We start from the raw sequence: 17240 nt of genomic DNA on the forward strand, positions 1-17240 counted from the left end.
CTCAGCCGGCCGGCAGGGGCGCCTTTTCCGGCAACGGGAAAAAGGTCGTGAAACGGCGGGCGGTCTCGCGATCGCCTTCCACCGCCAGCACGCCGGCCGCTTCCAGCGTCTCGAGGCTCTGGCCGCCGTAGATCGTGGCGGCGACCGCGCGGGGCTCGCCGATCAACACGGCATCCGCGCCCTCCACCGACCCTGCGGCGACCTCGATCCCACCCTCGGCGACGACGGCGAGCAGCGCCTCGCGCCCGAGGCGAAAGCCGATCCGCCCTGCAAAGCCGTCCGCCCGCTCGGGCTCGAACATCGTCCGTAGCGACAGCATCAGCGATGCCGTCGAGAAGCTGGCCGTCGGATCATGGAAGGGCGAGCGCGAACCCCAGCGGCCGACCACGCGAAAGATCGGCTCGGCCTCCCGACCCCATTCCGTCAGCTCGTAGACTCGCGCGCCGGATGGCGGCGCCAGTTCGCGGCGGACGATCACGCCCGCCTCCTCCAGCCAGTCCAGCCGCTGCGTCAGGACATTGGCGCTGATGCCCGGCAGGCCGGCGCGCAGGTCGCTGAAGCGGCGCGGTCCCGGCATCAGCTCGCGCATCACGAGCAGCGTCCATCGCTCGCCGAGAAGCTCCAGCGCATGGGCGGCCGCGCATGCGTCGCGATAGGGCCAGCGCCGCTCCGTGCTGGTCGGATCCGCACCATTGGTTATTTTTTCTGACTTCATGGTTGCAATTGATAACCGATACGGTCAGTCTTGTCCAATCGAGGGCGCGCTGTCGGGTGCGCCGATGCTGGAGGGGTCCATGTCCAGGCTGATCTTCGTCAATCTTCCCGTTCGCGATCTCGAACGCTCGGTCGCCTTCTACGAAGCGCTCGGCCACGCGAAGAACCCGCAGTTCTCCGACGACACGGCCGCCTGCATCGTCGTGTCGGAGACGATCCACGTGATGCTGCTGACGCACGAGAAGTTCATGCAGTTCTCGCCGCGACCGATCGCCGACGCCAAGGCCGGGGCGCAGGTTCTCCTGTGCCTGTCCGCGACGAGCCGCGAGGCGGTGGACGCCGAGGTCGGCAAGGCGGTCGGCGCGGGCGGGATCGCCGATCCGACGCCCACGCAGGACTACGGCTTCATGTACGGGCGCTCCTACGAGGACCCGGACGGGCATATCTGGGAGGTGATGTGGATGGATCTCGCCGCGATGCCAAAGGCGCCCGCCGCAAACTGCTGAGGCGAGCCGACAAAGGGAGGATCACATGGCCTATGTCGAGGGCTTTCTCGTGCCGGTGCCCGTGGCCAACCGGGACGCCTATCTGGAACTCGCGGCCCGCGCCGCGCCGCTGTTTCGCGAATACGGCGCGCTCGAGGTCGTCGAATGCTGGGGCTCCGACCTGCCCGATGGCAAGGTGACGGACTTCCGCATGGCGGTGAAGGCGGAAGCCGGCGAGACCGTCGTGTTCTCCTGGATCGTCTACCCGTCCAAGGCGGTGCGGGACGAGGCCGTCCAGAAGGTCTTCGCCGATCCACGGATGGAGATGGAGGGGATGGAGATGCCGTTCTCCGGCCAGCGCATGGTCTTCGGCGGCTTCGACATGATCCTGAAGGACGCGGGCTGACGGTCAGTCGCCCTCGTCCTCGTAGCCGACAAGGTGGAGCGGGCGGGCGCGCACACCCTTGAGCGCGCACCAGCGCACCAGCGCCTCCTCGCGGCCGTGCGTGACCCAGACCTCCTGCGGCGCGATCTCGGCGATGGTCTCGACGAGTTCGTCCCAGTCGCAATGGTCCGACAGGATCAGCGGCAGCTCGACGCCGCGCTGGCGCGCTCGGCCCCGTACGCGCATCCAGCCGGACGCGAAGCACGAGACCGGATCGGGAAAGCGCCGCGCCCACTTGTCGGCGAAGGCCGACGGCGGGCCGACGATGATCGCGCCAGCGAACTCGGCCTTCGCCGCGCCCTCGGCGTCCTTGCCGCGCGCGATCGTCGCAGGGCGCAACTCGCTGAGGTCGATCCCCTCGTCCTGATAGAACTCGCACAGCCGCTTCAGCGCCCCGTGGATGTAGATCGGCTCGTCGTAGCCTTCCTCGCGCAGCATGCGAATGACCCGCTGCGCCTTGCCCAGCGCATAGGCGCCGACGAGATGGGCGCGCTCGGGAAACTGCAGCGTCGAGGCGATCAGCTTGCGCATCTCGCCCCGCGATTCCGGGTGGCGGAAGACCGGCAGCGCGAAGGTCGCTTCGGTGATGAAGACGTCGCAGGGCACCGGCTCGAAGGGTTCGGCGGTGGGATCCTCGCGGCGCTTGTAGTCGCCCGACGCGACGATCCGCATCCCGCCCCACTCGACGAGGATCTGCGCCGAGCCGAGCACGTGTCCCGCGGGGTGGAACGAGACGGTGACGCCGTTGATCTCGATCGGCCGGCCCCAGTCGGCCACCTGCCGCGTCGCGCAGAACTCCTCGCCGTAGCGCAGCGCCATGATCGCGAGCGTCCGGCGCGTCGCCAGAACCTTCTCGTTGCCGGGGCGCGCGTGGTCGGCATGCCCGTGGGTGACGAGCGCCCGTTCGACCGGCTTCACCGGGTCGATGTAGAAATCGCCGGGCGGGCAGTAGAGGCCCTTGGGGGTCGGTCGGAGGAGGTCTTCGAAGCGCGCCATCGCCCTGGGAGATAGGGCCGGCCAGCACCAGCGAAAGCCCTTGCGCCGCAGGGGCCCGCCGCCGCATATGCCGACGATCCCTCTCGGAACCCACAGCCCTTGCGCCCCAGCCTTCACCGATCCGGCGACGACCTCGCCGACCGCCGCGCCGAATATGCCGAAGCCTACGCCAAGGCGGGGGACAATGCGGCCGCCGCCGACCTGATGGCACAGGCCGTGGAGCGCGCGCCGGACTGGCTCCTTGGGCGGGTGCGCTGGGGCGAGTTCCTGGCGGAAGCCGGCGAGGCCGAGGCGGCCAGCGCGGTGTTCCGGCAGGCGCTCGCGCAGGACGAGGCCGATCCCTACGGCATCAGCCTGAAGCTCGCGCGGCTCGGGGCCGAGCCCGTGCCCGACGCGCCCTCGCCCTCCTTCGTCGCCGGGCTGTTCGACCAGTATGCGGACGGGTTCGAGGACGCGCTGGTGCGCCGGCTGGAATATCGCGTGCCCGACCTCCTCGCCGCTCTTATCGCCCGCAGTGCGCCCGGCGCCCGCTTCGCCGCAGCGCTGGATCTTGGCTGCGGCACCGGGCTGATGGGCGAGCGGTTGAGGCCGCTCTGCGCGCGGCTCGACGGCATCGACCTGTCCGCCGGCATGCTGGAGAAGGCGCGCCGCAAGCGGCTCTACGACACGCTGCTCGAAGGCGACATCCTCGCCGCGCCGCGCTTGGATAACAGCGCTTACGACCTCGTCACCGCCGCCGACGTCCTCACCTATCTCGGCGACCTCCGGCCGGTCTTCGCCCACACGGCCGATCTTCAGGACGCCGGCGGCTGGCTGGCCTTTTCGACCGAGCGCGCCGAGGACGGGGCGGGCTTCGTGCTGCGGCCTTCGCTGCGCTACGCGCACTCGGTCGACGATCTCCGCGCCGCGCTGGACGATGCCGGCTACGCCGTCGTGAGCGAAAGCGCCGAGACGCTGCGGCGCGACCGGGGCGAGGCGATCGCGGGCACGCTCACGCTCGCCCGCAAGCGCTGACATGGCACCCATGCGCAGTCAGCGCTGGTCGGCGCGCGGGGGCCGACTACTCTCCCGGCTTCGACGCGAACGGGGCGGGTCCATGAGCGCTGCAGAACTTTCCGACGATCGCCTCGAGCGCGAGACCACGCGCCGCGCCCATCGCTTCGGCTCCTGGGCCTCGACGGCCACGCGCCACAGCCCGTGGGAGGACGCGCTCGGCGTCATCGCCGGCGTGACGCTGACGGCCGTCGGCATCTCGATCCTCGGCTCGCTCGGCTTTCTCACCGGCGGCATGGCGGGCCTCGCCTTCGTGGTCCACTACCTCACGGGTTGGAACTTCGGCCTCGTCTTCTTCGTCGCCAACCTGCCCTTCTATGCGCTGGCGATCGGCCGGATGGGGCGCGCCTTCACCATCAAGACAGCCTTCGCCGTCGCGCTCCTGTCGCTGATGACGGCCTTCAGCCCTGATGTCCTGCGTTTTGCCTATGTGGACCCGCTGCTCGGCGCCTGCCTCGGCGGGCTGATGCTCGGCTTCGGCCTCCTGGCCCTCTTCCGCCACCGCTCCTCGGCGGGCGGCATCGGCATTCTGGCCGTCTATCTGCAGGATCGGTTCGGCTGGCGCGCGGGGCTGACGCAGCTCTGCGTCGATCTCGTGGTGCTGGTCACGGCGTTTGCGGCCGTCTCGCCCGCCGCCGTCGCCTATTCGGTCCTTGGCGCGCTGGTGCTGAACCTCTTCCTTGCCATCAACCACCGCACGGACCGCTATCTCGCGGTCTGACGCCTTGGCGAAAGCCGGTGGGGGCCTTACCTCCCAAAGGTGACAGCGCCGCTCTCCACACCGCCCCGCGACTTGCCCGGCTTCGACCTGCCGGAGGCGTTCCTGCGTTGGTTCGCGCAAAAGGGCTGGTCGCCGCGCCCGCACCAGCTCGACCTCCTCCAGCGCGCCGAGAACGGCGCCTCGGTCCTCCTGATCGCGCCGACGGGTGCCGGCAAGACGCTGGCGGGCTTCCTGCCGGCGCTGGTCGATCTCTCGCGGCGGCGCAAGCGCCGACCGGGCACGCGGCCGCCAGGCATCCACACGCTCTACATCTCGCCGCTGAAGGCGCTCGCCACCGACATCCGGCGCAACCTCGAAAAGCCGGTCGACGAGATCGGCCTCTCGATTTCACTCGAGGCGCGCACCGGCGACACCTCGCAGGCCAAGCGCCAGCGCCAGAAGCTGAAGCCGCCCGACATCATGCTGACGACGCCCGAGCAGCTGGCGCTGCTGATCTCGGCGCCGGACGCGGACAGCTTCTTCTCCGATCTTCGCTACGTGATCTTCGACGAGCTGCATTCGCTCGTCGCCTCCAAGCGCGGCCATCTTCTGGCGCTCGGCCTTGCGCGTCTCCGACGCCTGCGCCCCGCGATCCAGACGATCGGCCTGTCCGCGACCGTCACCGATCCGGACGAGCTGCGCGAATGGCTGGTGGCGCAAGGGCCGGCGGCCGCGCCGATGGCCGATCTCATCGTCGTCGACGGCGGCGCCAAGCCTGAGATCACCATCCTGAAATCGCGCGAGCGCGTGCCCTGGCAGGGGCACATGGCGCGCTACGCGATGCCGGAGATCTACGAGGCGATCAGGCAGCACAAGACGACGTTGCTCTTCGTCAACACGCGCTCGCAGGCAGAGCTCCTGTTCCAGGAGCTCTGGCGCATCAACGAGGAGACGCTGCCGATCGCGCTTCACCACGGCTCGCTCGATGTCGCACAGCGCCGCCGCGTCGAGGCGGCGATGGCGGCCAACGAGCTGCGCGCCGTGGTCGCGACCTCGACGCTCGATCTCGGCATCGACTGGGGCGACGTCGATCTCGTCGTCCATGTCGGCGCGCCGAAGGGCGCCTCGCGCCTCGCCCAGCGGATCGGCCGCGCCAACCACCGGATGGACGAACCGTCGCGCGCCATTCTTGTGCCGGCCAACCGCTTCGAGGTGATGGAGTGCCAGGCGGCGCTCGATGCCAACTATCTCGGGAGCCAGGACTCGCCGCCGATGCGCGAGGGCTGCCTCGACGTCCTCGCCCAGCACGTCCTCGGCATGGCCTGCGCTGCCCCTTTCCGCTCCGAGGACCTCTACGCCGAGGTCGTCACCGCCTCGCCCTATCGCGATCTCGACCGCGACACGTTCGACCGCGTCGTCGATTTCGTCGCGACCGGCGGCTATTCGCTCCGCGTCTACGACCGCTACGCCAAGATCCGCCTGACCGAGGACGGCACGTGGCGCGTGACCCACCCGTCCGTGGTGCAGGGCTACCGGATGAACGCCGGCACGATCATCGAGTCGGAGTCGCTCCTCGTGCGCCTCATTCGCGCCAAGACGAAGAGCGGCATGGCACGCGGCGGGCCGGTGCTCGGCAAGATCGAGGAGAACTTCCTCGAGACGCTTAGCCTCGGGGACACGTTCCTGTTCTCCGGCCAGGTGCTGAAGTTCGAGGGCATCCACGAGATGGAATGCCTCGTCACCAAGACGCGGGACGACGAGGCGAAGGTCCCCTATTACGGCGGCCAGAAGTTTCCACTGACCACCTTCCTCGCGGCCAAGGTGCGCGAGATGCTGGCCGACCCGACGCAGTGGGGCGCCCTGCCCTCCCAGGTCGGCGAGTGGCTGGCGATCCAGAAGCGCAAGTCCGCGATCCCCGGACCGAACGATCTCCTGATCGAGACCTTTCCGAACGGCAACCGCTTCTTCATGGTCGCCTATCCGTTCGAGGGCCGCCTCGCGCACCAGACGCTCGGCATGCTCCTGACGCGCCGGCTCGAGCGCGCACGCGCGAAGCCCTTGGGGTTCGTCGCCACCGACTACGCCCTCTCGATCTGGGGCCGCGCCGACATGGGCGAGATGATCGGCTCGGGCAAGCTGTCGCTGGAAGACCTCTTCGACGAGGACATGCTCGGCGACGACCTCGAAGCCTGGATGGCCGACAGCTGGCTCCTGAAGCGCACCTTTCGCCAGTGCGCCGTGATCGCGGGCCTCGTGATGAAGCGCCAGCCGGGACGCGAGAAGACCGGGCGGCAGATGACGGTCTCGTCGGACCTCGTCTACGACGTCCTGCGGGCGCACGAGCCCGACCACATCCTCCTGCGGGCAACCTGGGCGGACGCGGCGACCGGCCTTCTCGACGTCAAGCGCGTGTCGGACCTCCTCGCCCGCATCAAGCGCCACATCCTGCACAAGGACCTCGAGGAGATCTCGCCCCTCGCCGTGCCGATCATGCTGGAGGCCGGGCGCGAGCGCATCGAGGGCGAGGCCCGCGACGACCTCCTCGCCGAGGCGATGGAGGAAGAGCTGATCATCAAGGCGCTCGGCGAGGTGAAGGATTTCCGGTCGAACTATCTGCGGTAAGTTGTTAGGAAACGGGTGGTCACCTTCTGGTCCGGTTTTGGGTCCGAAAGCCCGGAACCGAACGGCGGCGGTCACCGCACAAGCTTCATTCACCATCACTCCCCATGTTTGCGTTAGGAGCAGCGCAGGAGGGCGTGTGAATGACCGATCGCTTCAGAGTCCTCCCGTCGCCGGCAATTACGTCTCTTGTCCGCTAGACGATGCGCTGCTCCCCACAATTGCCGCCCACTGCGGTGACAGATATTCATAGCCCATGGAGCATGTTTCCGGCGACAAGCTGCAAGAGTTACCGGACGCTGCGGGGGACCGCCCGCGTTCAACACGCAATCTCCAGTTCAACCTAGAGCAGAGCGCCATCTACGGCGGCGTATCCGGGGCGCGCTTAGGGGTCGAGCAGTTCGAGGTGGCAGACGGACTGACCATCCGTCAGACGTTCGCGCACGTGATGTGCCCTTACATTATGGCCTTTGCCCCACCAGATTCCCCATCGAAGCCGCACCCAGGCCCGTGGCGTCCGGTATCGGGTGGTGTTGGCTTCGACGTCTGTATCGAGGTGGCGCTGGGCGAAGGTGCGTCACCTGCAGGTTTTGACAGGGTAAATACTATCTGGTGGACCCTGTCCCTAATGCGCTTGGTAACCGACCTGCCGTTAGTTCTCCCGGTGCTTTCCGATACTCGGTTCGCCGAGGCTGCGCATAGCGTGCATGAACCGCGACTCTGGCCTGTTGAGGTATCCAGACCACGGCTGGGGCTAAGGGTGTCCGATGACACGATTGGCGGTGAGCACTTGGCGATCGTGGCGGCACTACTCGCGCCTGGCTCTGCGCTCATGGACATCGACCATTTCAACAGAGCCTACCAGACTTGGGATCAGGCTCCGTTCGCCCACTCCACCGGCGCGGCAATGGTGATGATATGGGCGGCTTTGGAGACAATGTTCCGACCGGGTCCGAACAACCTAACAAAGCGATTGTCCAAAGCGATAGCTACTCACCTAGAGAAACCTGGCACTACGCGTGAGGCACTCCAGCAGAAGGTTGCTGCCCTCTATGAGCTTAGAGGCAGCAGCGTGCACGACTCCCAAGAGGCAACGGGAGTAGCGCTCGCTGATAGCGCCAGCCTAGCTCGACGAGCGTTCATGGTCTGTATGAGCGAGGGAGCTGTCCCTGACTGCGAAGCTTTGCTTCAGCGATGGTCCGCCGAGCACACCCAAAACCGATGAACCACGCTAACCCCGAGCGGTAGCGGGGCAATGACCGCTTTGGAGCAAAAGCTGCCGTTAGCGGCATGCACAGCGAACGACCGCAATGGGTCGAAAGCGGCCGGCGCCCCTCAGACGGCGCGCCGGCTTCATTCGCTCAATGCCCCGCCGGCAGCTCCAAAGCGTCGGCGCGATTCTGAACCGTCAGCTTGTCGACGATCGTCTGCGAGGCCGCGTTGAGGCCGACGACCTCGACGGCAACGCCGGCCTTGCGGAACTTCAGGACCGCCTTGTCCAGGGCACCGACGCCGGTGAGGTCCCAGATGTGGGCGCGGCTGACGTCGATCGTGACATGCGACAACGGCTCGCGGAAGTCGAAGCTCTCGAGGAAGCGGCCGGCCGAGGCGAAGAAGACCTGGCCCTCGACGACGTAGGTGCGCGCCTGGCCGTCCGCCGAGACGGTGCTCGACACCGCGAAGATCTGGGCGATCTTGGAGGCGAAGAAGAGGCCCGACAGGAGCACGCCTGCGAAGACGCCGAGCGCGAGATTGTGGCTCCAGACCACGATCACGACGACGGTCAGCATGACGACGGAAGAGCGACGCGGATGCGTGACGAGGCTTTTCAGGGACGCCCAGTCGAACGTGCCGATCGAGACCATGATCATGATGGCGACGAGCGCCGGCATCGGGATCACGGCGACCCAGTCGCCGAGTACGACGATCAGGAACAGAAGCGCGACGCCGGCGAAGGCGCAGGACAGACGCCCGCGCCCGCCCGAGCGGATGTTGATGCCGGACTGTCCGATCATCGCGCAGCCCGCCATGCCGCCGAAGAAGCCGGTCACGAAGTTGGCGATGCCCTGCCCGAAGCACTCGCGGTTCTTGTCCGAGCCGGTATCGGTGAGATCGTCGACGACCTGGGCGGTCATCAGCGATTCCAGAAGCCCGACCAGCGCGATCGCCACCGAATAGGGCAGGATGATCGTCAGCGTCTCGAGATTGAAGGGAACGTCGGGCAGGAAGAAGCTCGGGAAACTCGACGGGAGCTGGCCCATGTCGCCGACCGTGCGCACGTCGATGCCGAAGGCGAGGACGACGGCCGTGATCGCGACGATCGCCACCAGCGGCGACGGGATCGCCTTCGTCACGCGGGGGAAGAGGTAGATGATGGCGAGCGCTGCGGCAACCAGCACGTAGGTCATATTGGGAACGCCGATCAGTTCCGGCATCTGCGCCAGAAAGATCAGGATCGCCAAGGCGTTGACGAAGCCGGTCATCACCGAGCGCGAGACGAAGCGCATGAGGTCGCCGAGTCGGAGAAAGCCGGCTGCCATCTGCACGACGCCCGCCAGCACCGTCGCGGCGAAGAGGTATTGCAGCCCGTGGTCGCGCACCAGCGTGACCATGAGGACGGCGGTCGCGGCGGTGGCCGCCGAGATCATGCCGGGCCGCCCGCCGAAGATGGCGGTCAGGACGGCGATGGAGAACGAGGCGTAGAGCCCCACCTGCGGGTCGACGCCCGCGATGATGGAAAAGGCGATCGCCTCGGGGATCAGCGCAAGCGCCACCACGAGGCCGGACAACAGATCGCCACGGACATTGCCGAGCCATTCGGCCCGGAGGTTATCGGTCGAAAACATGAGTGGAAACAACGAGGATCTCGGCGACGTCGGAGGCCCTGAAGGCTCGATCGCAAGGAGTCTGGACGTCGCTGGATTGGCCGAGGGATAGGCGCCCGGCATAGCCACCCGGCGCGCCGGGTCCATTGTGCGGTTTCTTAATGTCTTGCACCGGCGCGGGAATCAAGTGCCGATCGTCGCACCGCCTTGCCTTCGCCGCCATTTATCGATTCCAAGAACGCTTCGGGAACATGGACGATCCGGACACAGAACGCATGAACATGATCCACCGCCGGATGCGGCAGGGCGAAGCGCCGGGATTCGAAACGGTGCTGAACGGCGGCGACGTCGTGTGCGACCCCTCCGGCGTCCTCTTCGCGCCGGCCGAGCGGCTGATGGTCGTCTCCGACCTGCATCTTGAGAAGGGCGCGGCCTTCGCCCGGCGCGGCATGTTCCTGCCGCCCTACGACACTGAGGCGACGCTCCTGCTGCTCGAGGCCGCGCTCGACCGCTACCAGCCGCACGTGGTCGTGGCCCTCGGCGACAGCTTCCACGACCGGCACGGCGCGGGCCTGATGCCGGACGCGCCGCGCACCCGGCTGCAGGCGGCGATGGCCGGCCGCGACTGGATCTGGATCGAGGGCAACCACGATCCGGAACCGCCCGCCGGGCTCGGTGGGGTCTGCGCCGAGGAGGTCTCGATCGGCCCCTGGCATTTCCGCCACGAGCCGACGCCGGGGGCACGCGTTGGCGAGGTCGCCGGCCATCTTCATCCGTCCGCGCGCGTCAGCGGCAACGGGCGCAGCGTGCGAGGGCCCTGCTTCGCCAGCGACGGCGCGCGCATGGTGATGCCGTCCTTCGGCGTGACGACGGGCGGGCTGAACGTCCTCAGTGCGCCGTTCGCCGGCCTGTTCCGCCCGGAGACGGCGCGCGCCTACGTGATCGGCGCCGCGCGGATCTATCCGATCCCCTTCGCCTCGCTCAGCCGGGGCTGAGCCTCAGTAGGCCAGCGGCTGCGCCGAGGCATAGGCGGTGATCGCCAGTGCGACGACCGCACCGACGGTGAGCACGATGCGCAGCGGTGCGAACCATGGGGCGGTGATGCGCCCGGCGCGGATCGCCGCGACATCCCACACGCCCTGCGCCGCGAAGGCGACCGCCAGCCCGACGAACGACCATGGCGAGGGAAGCAGCGTGCAGACCCAGGCGAAGATCGCCGGCACGACGGACTGCGCGAGCGTCGTCGGGCTCTGGCGGCCCGGCTCGTTCAGCGCCGCGCCCCAGCGGATGCCGCCGAGGAAGGACAGGATCACCGCCCCGTAGGACAGGACCACGAAGGGCAGATCGGGAAGCGGGATGACCTCGGACCCCGTCACGATCATCCAGGCGCCGACGAAGAAGGGCACTAGGCCGCCGAGGCCGAGAATCCAGGCCGCGCGGACCATCTGCTCGGCCCGGCTGCGCGGCAGGGCGGAGGAAGCGTCGTCGTGCATTTTTCGATCAGTCCCGTTTGAAGACAAGCCGGCCGAACCAGCCGGTGAATACCGCCACGCCCACGGCGAGCAGCCCGTAGAAGAAGCCGTTCGTCGCGGCGAAGCGGGATATCTGGCTCTCGATGCCCGTCTTGACCACCCAGAGATCCTCCGATCTCTCTCGCACGAAAACCCCTTCGCGAAACAGGATCGCGCGCGCTACGTGGCGACCGACCGGCAGATCGGCCGGCAGCTGGAGATTGGCGCGAAACAGGGTCGCGCTGACGAACTCGATCCCGCCCGAGGTCTGGCCGTAGAGGGCCGACTGCTCGCCGAGCCGCTTCACCGCGTCGGAAAATTCCGCCTTGCGCTCGGGGCGCACGGTGCGAAGGCTCGGCGCATCGAACTCTAGGTTCTCGACGCCGATATCGAGCTGGCGCAGCGTCACCGCAGGCGCGATGTCGCGCAGCGGCCGCGTCGAGACGAGCGAGTAGGAACTTGGCACGCCGTTGAAGCGCTCGGCCGCGCGATTGATCCAGAGGCCGAGCGTGCGCTCCTTCTCGCGCACCACGATGTCGCGGCGCGGACCTTCCAGGATCACCACGATGTCGTAGCGCCCCTGGCGCACGAGGCGCTGGTCGGCATTGTCCAGCGCGCCGAAGACGACGAGGCGCGAGCCACCGAAATTGGTGCCGACCGAGATCGTCTCGGTGGAGAGGCCGATCTCGAACGTCTCGGCGAGCGGCGCCGGGCTGTCCTGACCGAGCGCCGCAGCCGGCAGGAGAATGACGAGCGCTGCGGCCAGGAGGCTCCGCCGCGCCCTCACCCGCTCTCTCCGCTCGGCAGCGTGATGGAATAGGGCTCGGACGGCGGCACGACGAGCTCGATCAGGAGACGCCCGGCCACCGCGAGGACGAGGAGCGCCAGCAGCGCGCGAAGCTGCTCGCCGCGCAGCTTGCGCCCCGCCTCCGCCCCGAACTGCGCCCCGACGACGCCGCCGAGCATCAGGAGGAAGGCGAGCACCACGTCCACCGTCTCGTTGGTGGCGGCCTGCAGGACCGTGGTGGCCGCCGCCGTCACCATGATCTGCACGAGCGAGGTGCCGATCACGACGCTCGTCGGCACGCGCAGGAGATAGATCATCGCCGGCACCATGATGAAGCCGCCGCCGACGCCCATCACCGACCCGAGAAGGCCGATGATGAAGCCAAGGCCGAGCACCGGCACCAGCGAAACGTAGAGCTTGGATCGCTTGAAGCGGGTCTTGAACGGCAGGCGGTGGACCCAGCTGTGATGGCCGGAGCGCCGCAGCACCTCGCCCGAACCGCCGCTGCGCACCCGGCGCATGGCGCGCAGGCTCTCGTTCATCATCAGAACGCCGACCGTGCCGAGCATCACGACGTAGAGCATGGAGACCGCGAGATCGAGCTGGCCGATCCGGCGCAGGAGCGTGTAGACGCCGACGCCCACCACCGATCCGACGACGCCCCCGCCGATCAGCATGGCGGCGAGCTTCAGGTCGACCGTGCCGCGCTTGTAGTGGGCGAGCGCGCCGGAGAACGATGCCGCGATCACCTGGTTGGCGCCGGTCGCGACCGCGACCGCGGGCGGAATGTTGTAGAAGATGAGGAGCGGCGTGATCAGGAAGCCGCCGCCCACCCCGAACATGCCGGACAGGAAGCCGACGGCCGCGCCCATCCCGACGATGACGAAGACGTTGACGGTGATCTCGGCGATCGGGAGATAGAATGTCACGCGCGCGGTTCCGCCAAGCCGATCCACCGGAACGGAAAAGGGGTCCGGACCTCTTGGCCCGAACCCCTCCCCCAAGTCAAACGCGAAGCGTCGTGTTTCAGGCGTCCTTGCGCTCCAGGAGCGCGCGGATCAGCGGCTCGTCGACCTTGCCGGTCGCCTCGAGGCCCGCCTTGCCCTGGAACTGGCGGATCGCCGCCTCGGTCCGCGCGCCGACCTTGCCGTCTGGCTGGCCGGGGTCGTAGCCGAGCTTGATCAGGATCGCCTGCACGTTGCGGATGGCGCGGCTCATGTCGACCGAGGCGGTGCGGCCGGCCGTCTGCGACCAGTCGTCGGGAATGTCGACCGTGTTGGCGGTCTCGACCCGCGGCTCGGCGCTCCAGCCGGCGATCTCGGCGTCGAGCGCTTGGCGCTGGCCGGCCGACATCGTCTTGCCGACCTCCTGCATCTTGGCGGCGGCGTCCTTGTCGCCGGCCGAGGCCACGATGCCGAACCAGCGATAGGACTTCGCCAGATCCTGCTCGACGCCGGCACCGCGGGCATAAAGGATGCCGAGGTTGTACTGGCTGTCGCGCATACCGTGGTCAGCGGCCTGGATGAACCACTTGGCGGCATCCTCCGGCTCCGACTTGCCGTCGATCCCGGTGGCATAGAGCACGGCGAGGTTGTGCATGGCGCGCACGTTGCCCTGGTCGGCGGCCAGAAGGTACCAGTCACGCGCCGTCGCCGCGTTGCGCTCGACGCCGTTGCCCTTCTCGTAGAGCGTGCCGAGGCTGTACTGCGCGGGCGCGAAGCCGCGGGTCGCGGACTGGGCGAACCAGGTCAGCGCCGCCGCGGGATCGCTCGGGCCGTTGCGCCCTTCCATGACGCGCAGGCCGATCTCGAAGAGCGCCTTCGGGTCCTCCGCGGCGACCGCCTTGGCGAGCGCTTCGGACGCGATCCCCTCGGGCAGCGCGGGGATCGCACCGCGTGCCGCTTCCGGCAGCTGCTCACGGACGGAGGCGAGCATCGCGCCGGGCTCGATCGCGGCAGGCGCGGCCGCCGCGGTCTCGGTCACCGGCGCAGGGGCCGGATCGGCGACCGACGTCTGCGACGGGGCGTCGACCATCGCCGGACGAACCGGGGCGGTTTCCGCAAAGCCCAGCGGGATCGGAGCCGCCGCAGGTTCGGCAACCGGCGCTTCCGGCGCGGCGACGGGGGCTTCGGCGACCACCGGCAGCACCGACGACATCACCGGCATGTCGGCCGGGACCGGCTGGCGGGCGAGCGCCGCGACATCGACAGGCTCGGCCGCGACGGCCGGAGCGTCCGGCGCCGGAGCAGGTGTTGCGACTGCCACGGCAGCGGGCTCGTCGACGCTGGCGGCGACCTCCGGCTTCGGCATCAGGCGGTCAATGCCGAACGGCACGGCCATCAGCGCGAGCAGCACCGCGCCGACACCCATGAGGATCGGCTTGCGGCGGTTGGCGGCGGGCTTGCCGGCCAGATCCTCGCCGCGCTCCTCCCGCTCGCGCAGGGCCTCGGCCTCGGCGGCGGCGGCCATGGCGGCCTTGCGGGCGGCGGCGATGAAGTCGGCCTTGGCCATCGGCTCGGCCGCCGGCTCCTCGCCGCGCTGCTGCTGGCGAACGCGCTCGATGAGGGCCGCGATGTCGGGCGCGCCGGAGCCCGGCTCCAGCGGGCGGTTGGCTTCGCGCGAGATCAGGCTGTCGGCCGGGTCGAGCTCGGGCGCCTCGAGAACCGCGGCCTTCGGCTCCTCGGCCTCGGACGACGGGACGTCGACCAGCGACGGCTCCTCGACGATCGGGGTCGGGCGGATGCGCTCGGCAAGGCTCGGCACGGCGCTGGCCTCGGCCTTCGTGCGCGCGGTCCGGCGGCCGATATGGCGCTGGAGCGCGGCGCGCAGGCCCTTGGGCTCATCCTCCGCCGCCGCGTCGGCCGCACCTGCGCGCTCGGCGAACATCGGAGCCTCGGGCGACGAGGCGATCTCGGCGGCCGGCGGCGTCACCGCCACCGGAGCCTCGGCGCTCGCCACGGGCTCGATGGTGGCAGGACGCAGCATCGGGGCCGCCGCGCGCTCGACCGGGTGGCCGCGCATTTCCTGCTCGATCAGGGTCAGGCGCTCGACGATCTTCAGAAGCGTCGCATGGACCGCATCGAACACACCGAAGGTGCGCTCGTCGCTCTCGCGGCACAGGGCCTCGAGGTTGCGCATGTCCTGCGCGAGCTCCTGGACGAAGCCGCTTTCGCGGCGCGTGTCCTCGACCTTCATGCGCCGCACGGCCTCTTCGGCCGCCGCTCGGGCCGCGGCCACGACGTTGTCGCGGTTCTCGTCGAGCTGGCGCTCGATCGCATCGAGGCGCTGGCTGACCGCGCCGGCATCCTCGACCGATGCGCCCGGCACGCCGGCGAGGATCTGCGTCATGCGGGTTATCTGCGTTTCCAGCGCGACGATGACCTCGGGATCGACGACGCGCGCCGAGGCGGAGTCCTCGAGCCGCTGCGCGATCGCCGTCAGGCGCTCCTCGAAAGCCGCCGTGTCGGCACCGCCGGTGCGGCGGAACAGGGTCTCGACGCGCTCGGCCAGCGTGTCGATGCGCTCGCCGAGATCGGACGTCGGCGCGGCCGCGCCGATGTCCTCGACGCGCTCGGCCAGCGCCGCGATCTGCGACGACAGGGCCTCGACGCCGCGATGGTCGGCCAGCTTGTCGATGCGGCCGGTGAGGTCGGCGACGCGCGCCTCGATGCGCTCCACCGGCGCCATGTCGATCTGCGCGAGCGCCGGGGCGGGCTGGCTTGCGAGCGCCGCGGCAATCTCGTCGAGGCGCTCCTCGAGAAGGGCGAAATGCGACAGGTCGGGCTCGCGCACCTCCTGCGTCAGGGTCTCGATGCTCTGAGCAAGCGCGGCGACGCGCGCCTCGAGCTGGTCGATCTGCAGGATCTCGGGCATGCGCATCAGCGCGTGCTCGATCTCGCGCATGCGCTCGCCGAGACGACCGACGCCGGCCTCCAGTTCACCGATGTCGAGGCGCTCGGCGAGCGCCTCGAAGCGGGCGTCCATCGCCTCCCGGCCGTTCTCGGCGACGATCGCGTCGAGCTTCTCGCGCAGGCCGTCGAGCTCGGTGCGCAGGACGTTGGCGACGGACTCCTCGGCCTGCACGCGGGCGGTGTCGAGATAGCGGGCCTCGAACTCCTCCCAGCGCTGCTGGACCGCAAGCACCTGATCTTCCGTGGCGAGCGAGCGCAGCGAAGTGCGCAGGCGCTCCAGCTCGACCTTGAGGTTGCGCTTGGCTTCGGCGTCGAGCGACATGTGCTCGGAGATGCGCGTCTCGAACGCATCCCAGCGGCGCTTGACGGCTTCGAGCGACTCTTCGCGGGCCATTTGGCCGACCATGAGCGCGACCGCATCGAGATCGCCGCGCAGCGCTTCCAGCGACGCCTGATCGGCGGTGCCGGCGGTCAGCTCGGTCAGCTGCTCCATGATCTCGAAGATCTCGGCGCCGATGCTCTCGGGCGCGTCGCGCTCGGAGATCATGCGCTTCAGCTCGGCGAACGACGTCTGAAGGTCGCGGATGCGCTCGTCCGTGTCGGTGCCGACGCGGCTCTGGATGTCGCCGCGCAAGAGCGTCAGCTCGGCTGCGAGATCCTTGATCAGCGCGATCGAGGCGTTCTGCATCTGCAGTTGCTCGACCTCGGCGGCGATGGTGCCGATGCGACGGCCGGCGGCGGCCCGGCGGTGCGGCTCGTCGACCTCGGAAGCCAGCACGCTCTCGACGGCGACGTTGGACACGGCGGCGGTCAGCGAGGGACGGCGGGCGCGGCGGGCCTCGGCCGCGATGCGCAGCTTTTCACCGGCCGAGCGGGTGGCCACGGTCTCGACGGCATCCTCGGCCGGCACGGCCGCGGCCGTCTTGGTGGACGACAGGCGGCTGAGCCGCTGCTCCAGATCCTGCAGCGTCTTGCTCAGCGACGAGAACGACCCATCCGACGCCGCGGGCGCATCCTCGGGATGCTGCCTCACCTTCGCTTCGTTCTGCCCCATGTCCCGCTCCTTCCGCCGCCCGCCGCCGCCTGCCTGCGGGCACGACCGCTCTGCCTGAGTTCACGACCGCGCGGCTTAACGAAGGGTTAAGCAGTGGTCCTCTGCTTAAGGATTTAAAAACCTAAGCGGGAGCGAGGCTG

The 17240-nt window shown here is 68.9% G+C and carries 13 protein-coding genes and 1 other annotated feature; of the genes, 6 read left to right on the top strand and 7 right to left on the bottom strand.

Annotated features, from left to right (window positions below):
• Position 1: 1 nt before the first annotated feature.
• The gene (locus ASF65_RS09895) at positions 2-715 is read right to left on the bottom strand and encodes a winged helix-turn-helix transcriptional regulator (protein ID WP_055888429.1); all 714 of its coding nucleotides are present in this window, start codon (positions 713-715) and stop codon (positions 2-4) included.
• A gap of 79 nt (positions 716-794) precedes the next feature.
• Here ASF65_RS09895 and ASF65_RS09900 point away from each other — a divergent pair, with 79 nt between their 5' ends.
• Together ASF65_RS09900 and ASF65_RS09905 are read left to right on the top strand one after the other, a co-directional pair.
• The gene (locus ASF65_RS09900) at positions 795-1220 is read left to right on the top strand and encodes a VOC family protein (RefSeq protein WP_055889082.1); all 426 of its coding nucleotides are present in this window, start codon (positions 795-797) and stop codon (positions 1218-1220) included.
• Between the two features lie 25 nt (positions 1221-1245).
• Positions 1246-1605, top strand: a complete 360-nt coding sequence (locus ASF65_RS09905; RefSeq protein ID WP_055888431.1) for a DUF1428 domain-containing protein — start codon at positions 1246-1248, stop codon at positions 1603-1605.
• 3 nt (positions 1606-1608) lie between these two features.
• Here ASF65_RS09905 and ASF65_RS09910 read toward each other — a convergent pair whose 3' ends face one another.
• Entirely contained in the window at positions 1609-2640 is a 1032-nt protein-coding gene (locus ASF65_RS09910) for a ligase-associated DNA damage response exonuclease (protein ID WP_055888433.1), read from the bottom strand.
• 99 nt (positions 2641-2739) lie between these two features.
• Here ASF65_RS09910 and ASF65_RS09915 point away from each other — a divergent pair, with 99 nt between their 5' ends.
• From ASF65_RS09915 to ASF65_RS09925, 3 genes are all read left to right on the top strand, one after another.
• A complete protein-coding gene (locus ASF65_RS09915; RefSeq protein WP_055888435.1) occupies positions 2740-3654 on the top strand; it encodes a methyltransferase in 915 nt (304 codons plus the stop codon).
• 82 nt (positions 3655-3736) lie between these two features.
• Positions 3737-4414 (top strand): YitT family protein, encoded by a 678-nt coding sequence (locus ASF65_RS09920; protein ID WP_055888436.1) that lies wholly within the window; start codon positions 3737-3739, stop codon positions 4412-4414.
• Positions 4415-4486: 72 nt separating this feature from the next.
• Positions 4487-7015, top strand: coding sequence for a ligase-associated DNA damage response DEXH box helicase (locus ASF65_RS09925; RefSeq protein WP_055888438.1), 2529 nt, complete (start codon positions 4487-4489; stop codon positions 7013-7015).
• A gap of 1358 nt (positions 7016-8373) precedes the next feature.
• Here ASF65_RS09925 and ASF65_RS09930 read toward each other — a convergent pair.
• Positions 8374-9858 carry a SulP family inorganic anion transporter gene (locus tag ASF65_RS09930; protein WP_055888439.1) on the bottom strand — a complete coding sequence of 495 codons (1485 nt, stop codon included), beginning with the start codon at positions 9856-9858 and terminating at the stop codon, positions 8374-8376.
• A 74-nt stretch (positions 9859-9932) separates the two neighbouring features.
• Positions 9933-9985, bottom strand: a sequence feature (sul1 is cis-regulatory element that is thought to sense ions involved in sulfur or methionine metabolism; They are found in Alphaproteobacteria).
• 127 nt (positions 9986-10112) lie between these two features.
• Here ASF65_RS09930 and pdeM point away from each other — a divergent pair.
• Positions 10113-10832 (top strand): ligase-associated DNA damage response endonuclease PdeM, encoded by a 720-nt coding sequence (gene pdeM / locus ASF65_RS09935; RefSeq protein WP_055889085.1) that lies wholly within the window; start codon positions 10113-10115, stop codon positions 10830-10832.
• Positions 10833-10835: 3 nt separating this feature from the next.
• Here pdeM and ASF65_RS09940 read toward each other — a convergent pair whose 3' ends face one another.
• From ASF65_RS09940 to ASF65_RS09955, 4 genes are all read right to left on the bottom strand, one after another.
• Positions 10836-11330 (bottom strand): DUF3429 domain-containing protein, encoded by a 495-nt coding sequence (locus ASF65_RS09940; protein WP_055888440.1) that lies wholly within the window; start codon positions 11328-11330, stop codon positions 10836-10838.
• Between the two features lie 7 nt (positions 11331-11337).
• Positions 11338-12135, bottom strand: a complete 798-nt coding sequence (locus ASF65_RS09945; protein ID WP_055888441.1) for a TIGR02186 family protein — start codon at positions 12133-12135, stop codon at positions 11338-11340.
• On the bottom strand, positions 12132-13064 hold the full coding sequence (locus ASF65_RS09950) for a sulfite exporter TauE/SafE family protein (protein ID WP_156369240.1): 933 nt from the start codon (positions 13062-13064) through the stop codon (positions 12132-12134). The genes ASF65_RS09945 and ASF65_RS09950 overlap by 4 nt, the downstream gene beginning before the upstream one ends.
• A gap of 97 nt (positions 13065-13161) precedes the next feature.
• On the bottom strand, positions 13162-17100 hold the full coding sequence (locus ASF65_RS09955; protein ID WP_055888442.1) for a peptidoglycan-binding protein: 3939 nt from the start codon (positions 17098-17100) through the stop codon (positions 13162-13164).
• Positions 17101-17240 lie beyond the last annotated feature (140 nt).

This window comes from Aureimonas sp. Leaf324 (assembly GCF_001423245.1).
Taxonomy (GTDB): domain Bacteria; phylum Pseudomonadota; class Alphaproteobacteria; order Rhizobiales; family Rhizobiaceae; genus Aureimonas.

Bases quoted from the DNA above. Each gene is read 5' to 3' on its own strand.
- ASF65_RS09895 (WP_055888429.1), bottom strand. From the start codon at position 715: ATGAAGTCAGAAAAAATAACCAATGGTGCGGATCCGACCAGCACGGAG.
- ASF65_RS09900 (WP_055889082.1), top strand. From the start codon at position 795: ATGTCCAGGCTGATCTTCGTCAATCTTCCCGTTCGCGATCTCGAACGC.
- ASF65_RS09905 (WP_055888431.1), top strand. From the start codon at position 1,246: ATGGCCTATGTCGAGGGCTTTCTCGTGCCGGTGCCCGTGGCCAACCGG.
- ASF65_RS09910 (WP_055888433.1), bottom strand. From the start codon at position 2,640: ATGGCGCGCTTCGAAGACCTCCTCCGACCGACCCCCAAGGGCCTCTAC.
- ASF65_RS09920 (WP_055888436.1), top strand. From the start codon at position 3,737: ATGAGCGCTGCAGAACTTTCCGACGATCGCCTCGAGCGCGAGACCACG.
- ASF65_RS09930 (WP_055888439.1), bottom strand. From the start codon at position 9,858: ATGTTTTCGACCGATAACCTCCGGGCCGAATGGCTCGGCAATGTCCGT.
- pdeM (WP_055889085.1), top strand. From the start codon at position 10,113: ATGAACATGATCCACCGCCGGATGCGGCAGGGCGAAGCGCCGGGATTC.
- ASF65_RS09940 (WP_055888440.1), bottom strand. From the start codon at position 11,330: ATGCACGACGACGCTTCCTCCGCCCTGCCGCGCAGCCGGGCCGAGCAG.
- ASF65_RS09955 (WP_055888442.1), bottom strand. From the start codon at position 17,100: ATGGGGCAGAACGAAGCGAAGGTGAGGCAGCATCCCGAGGATGCGCCC.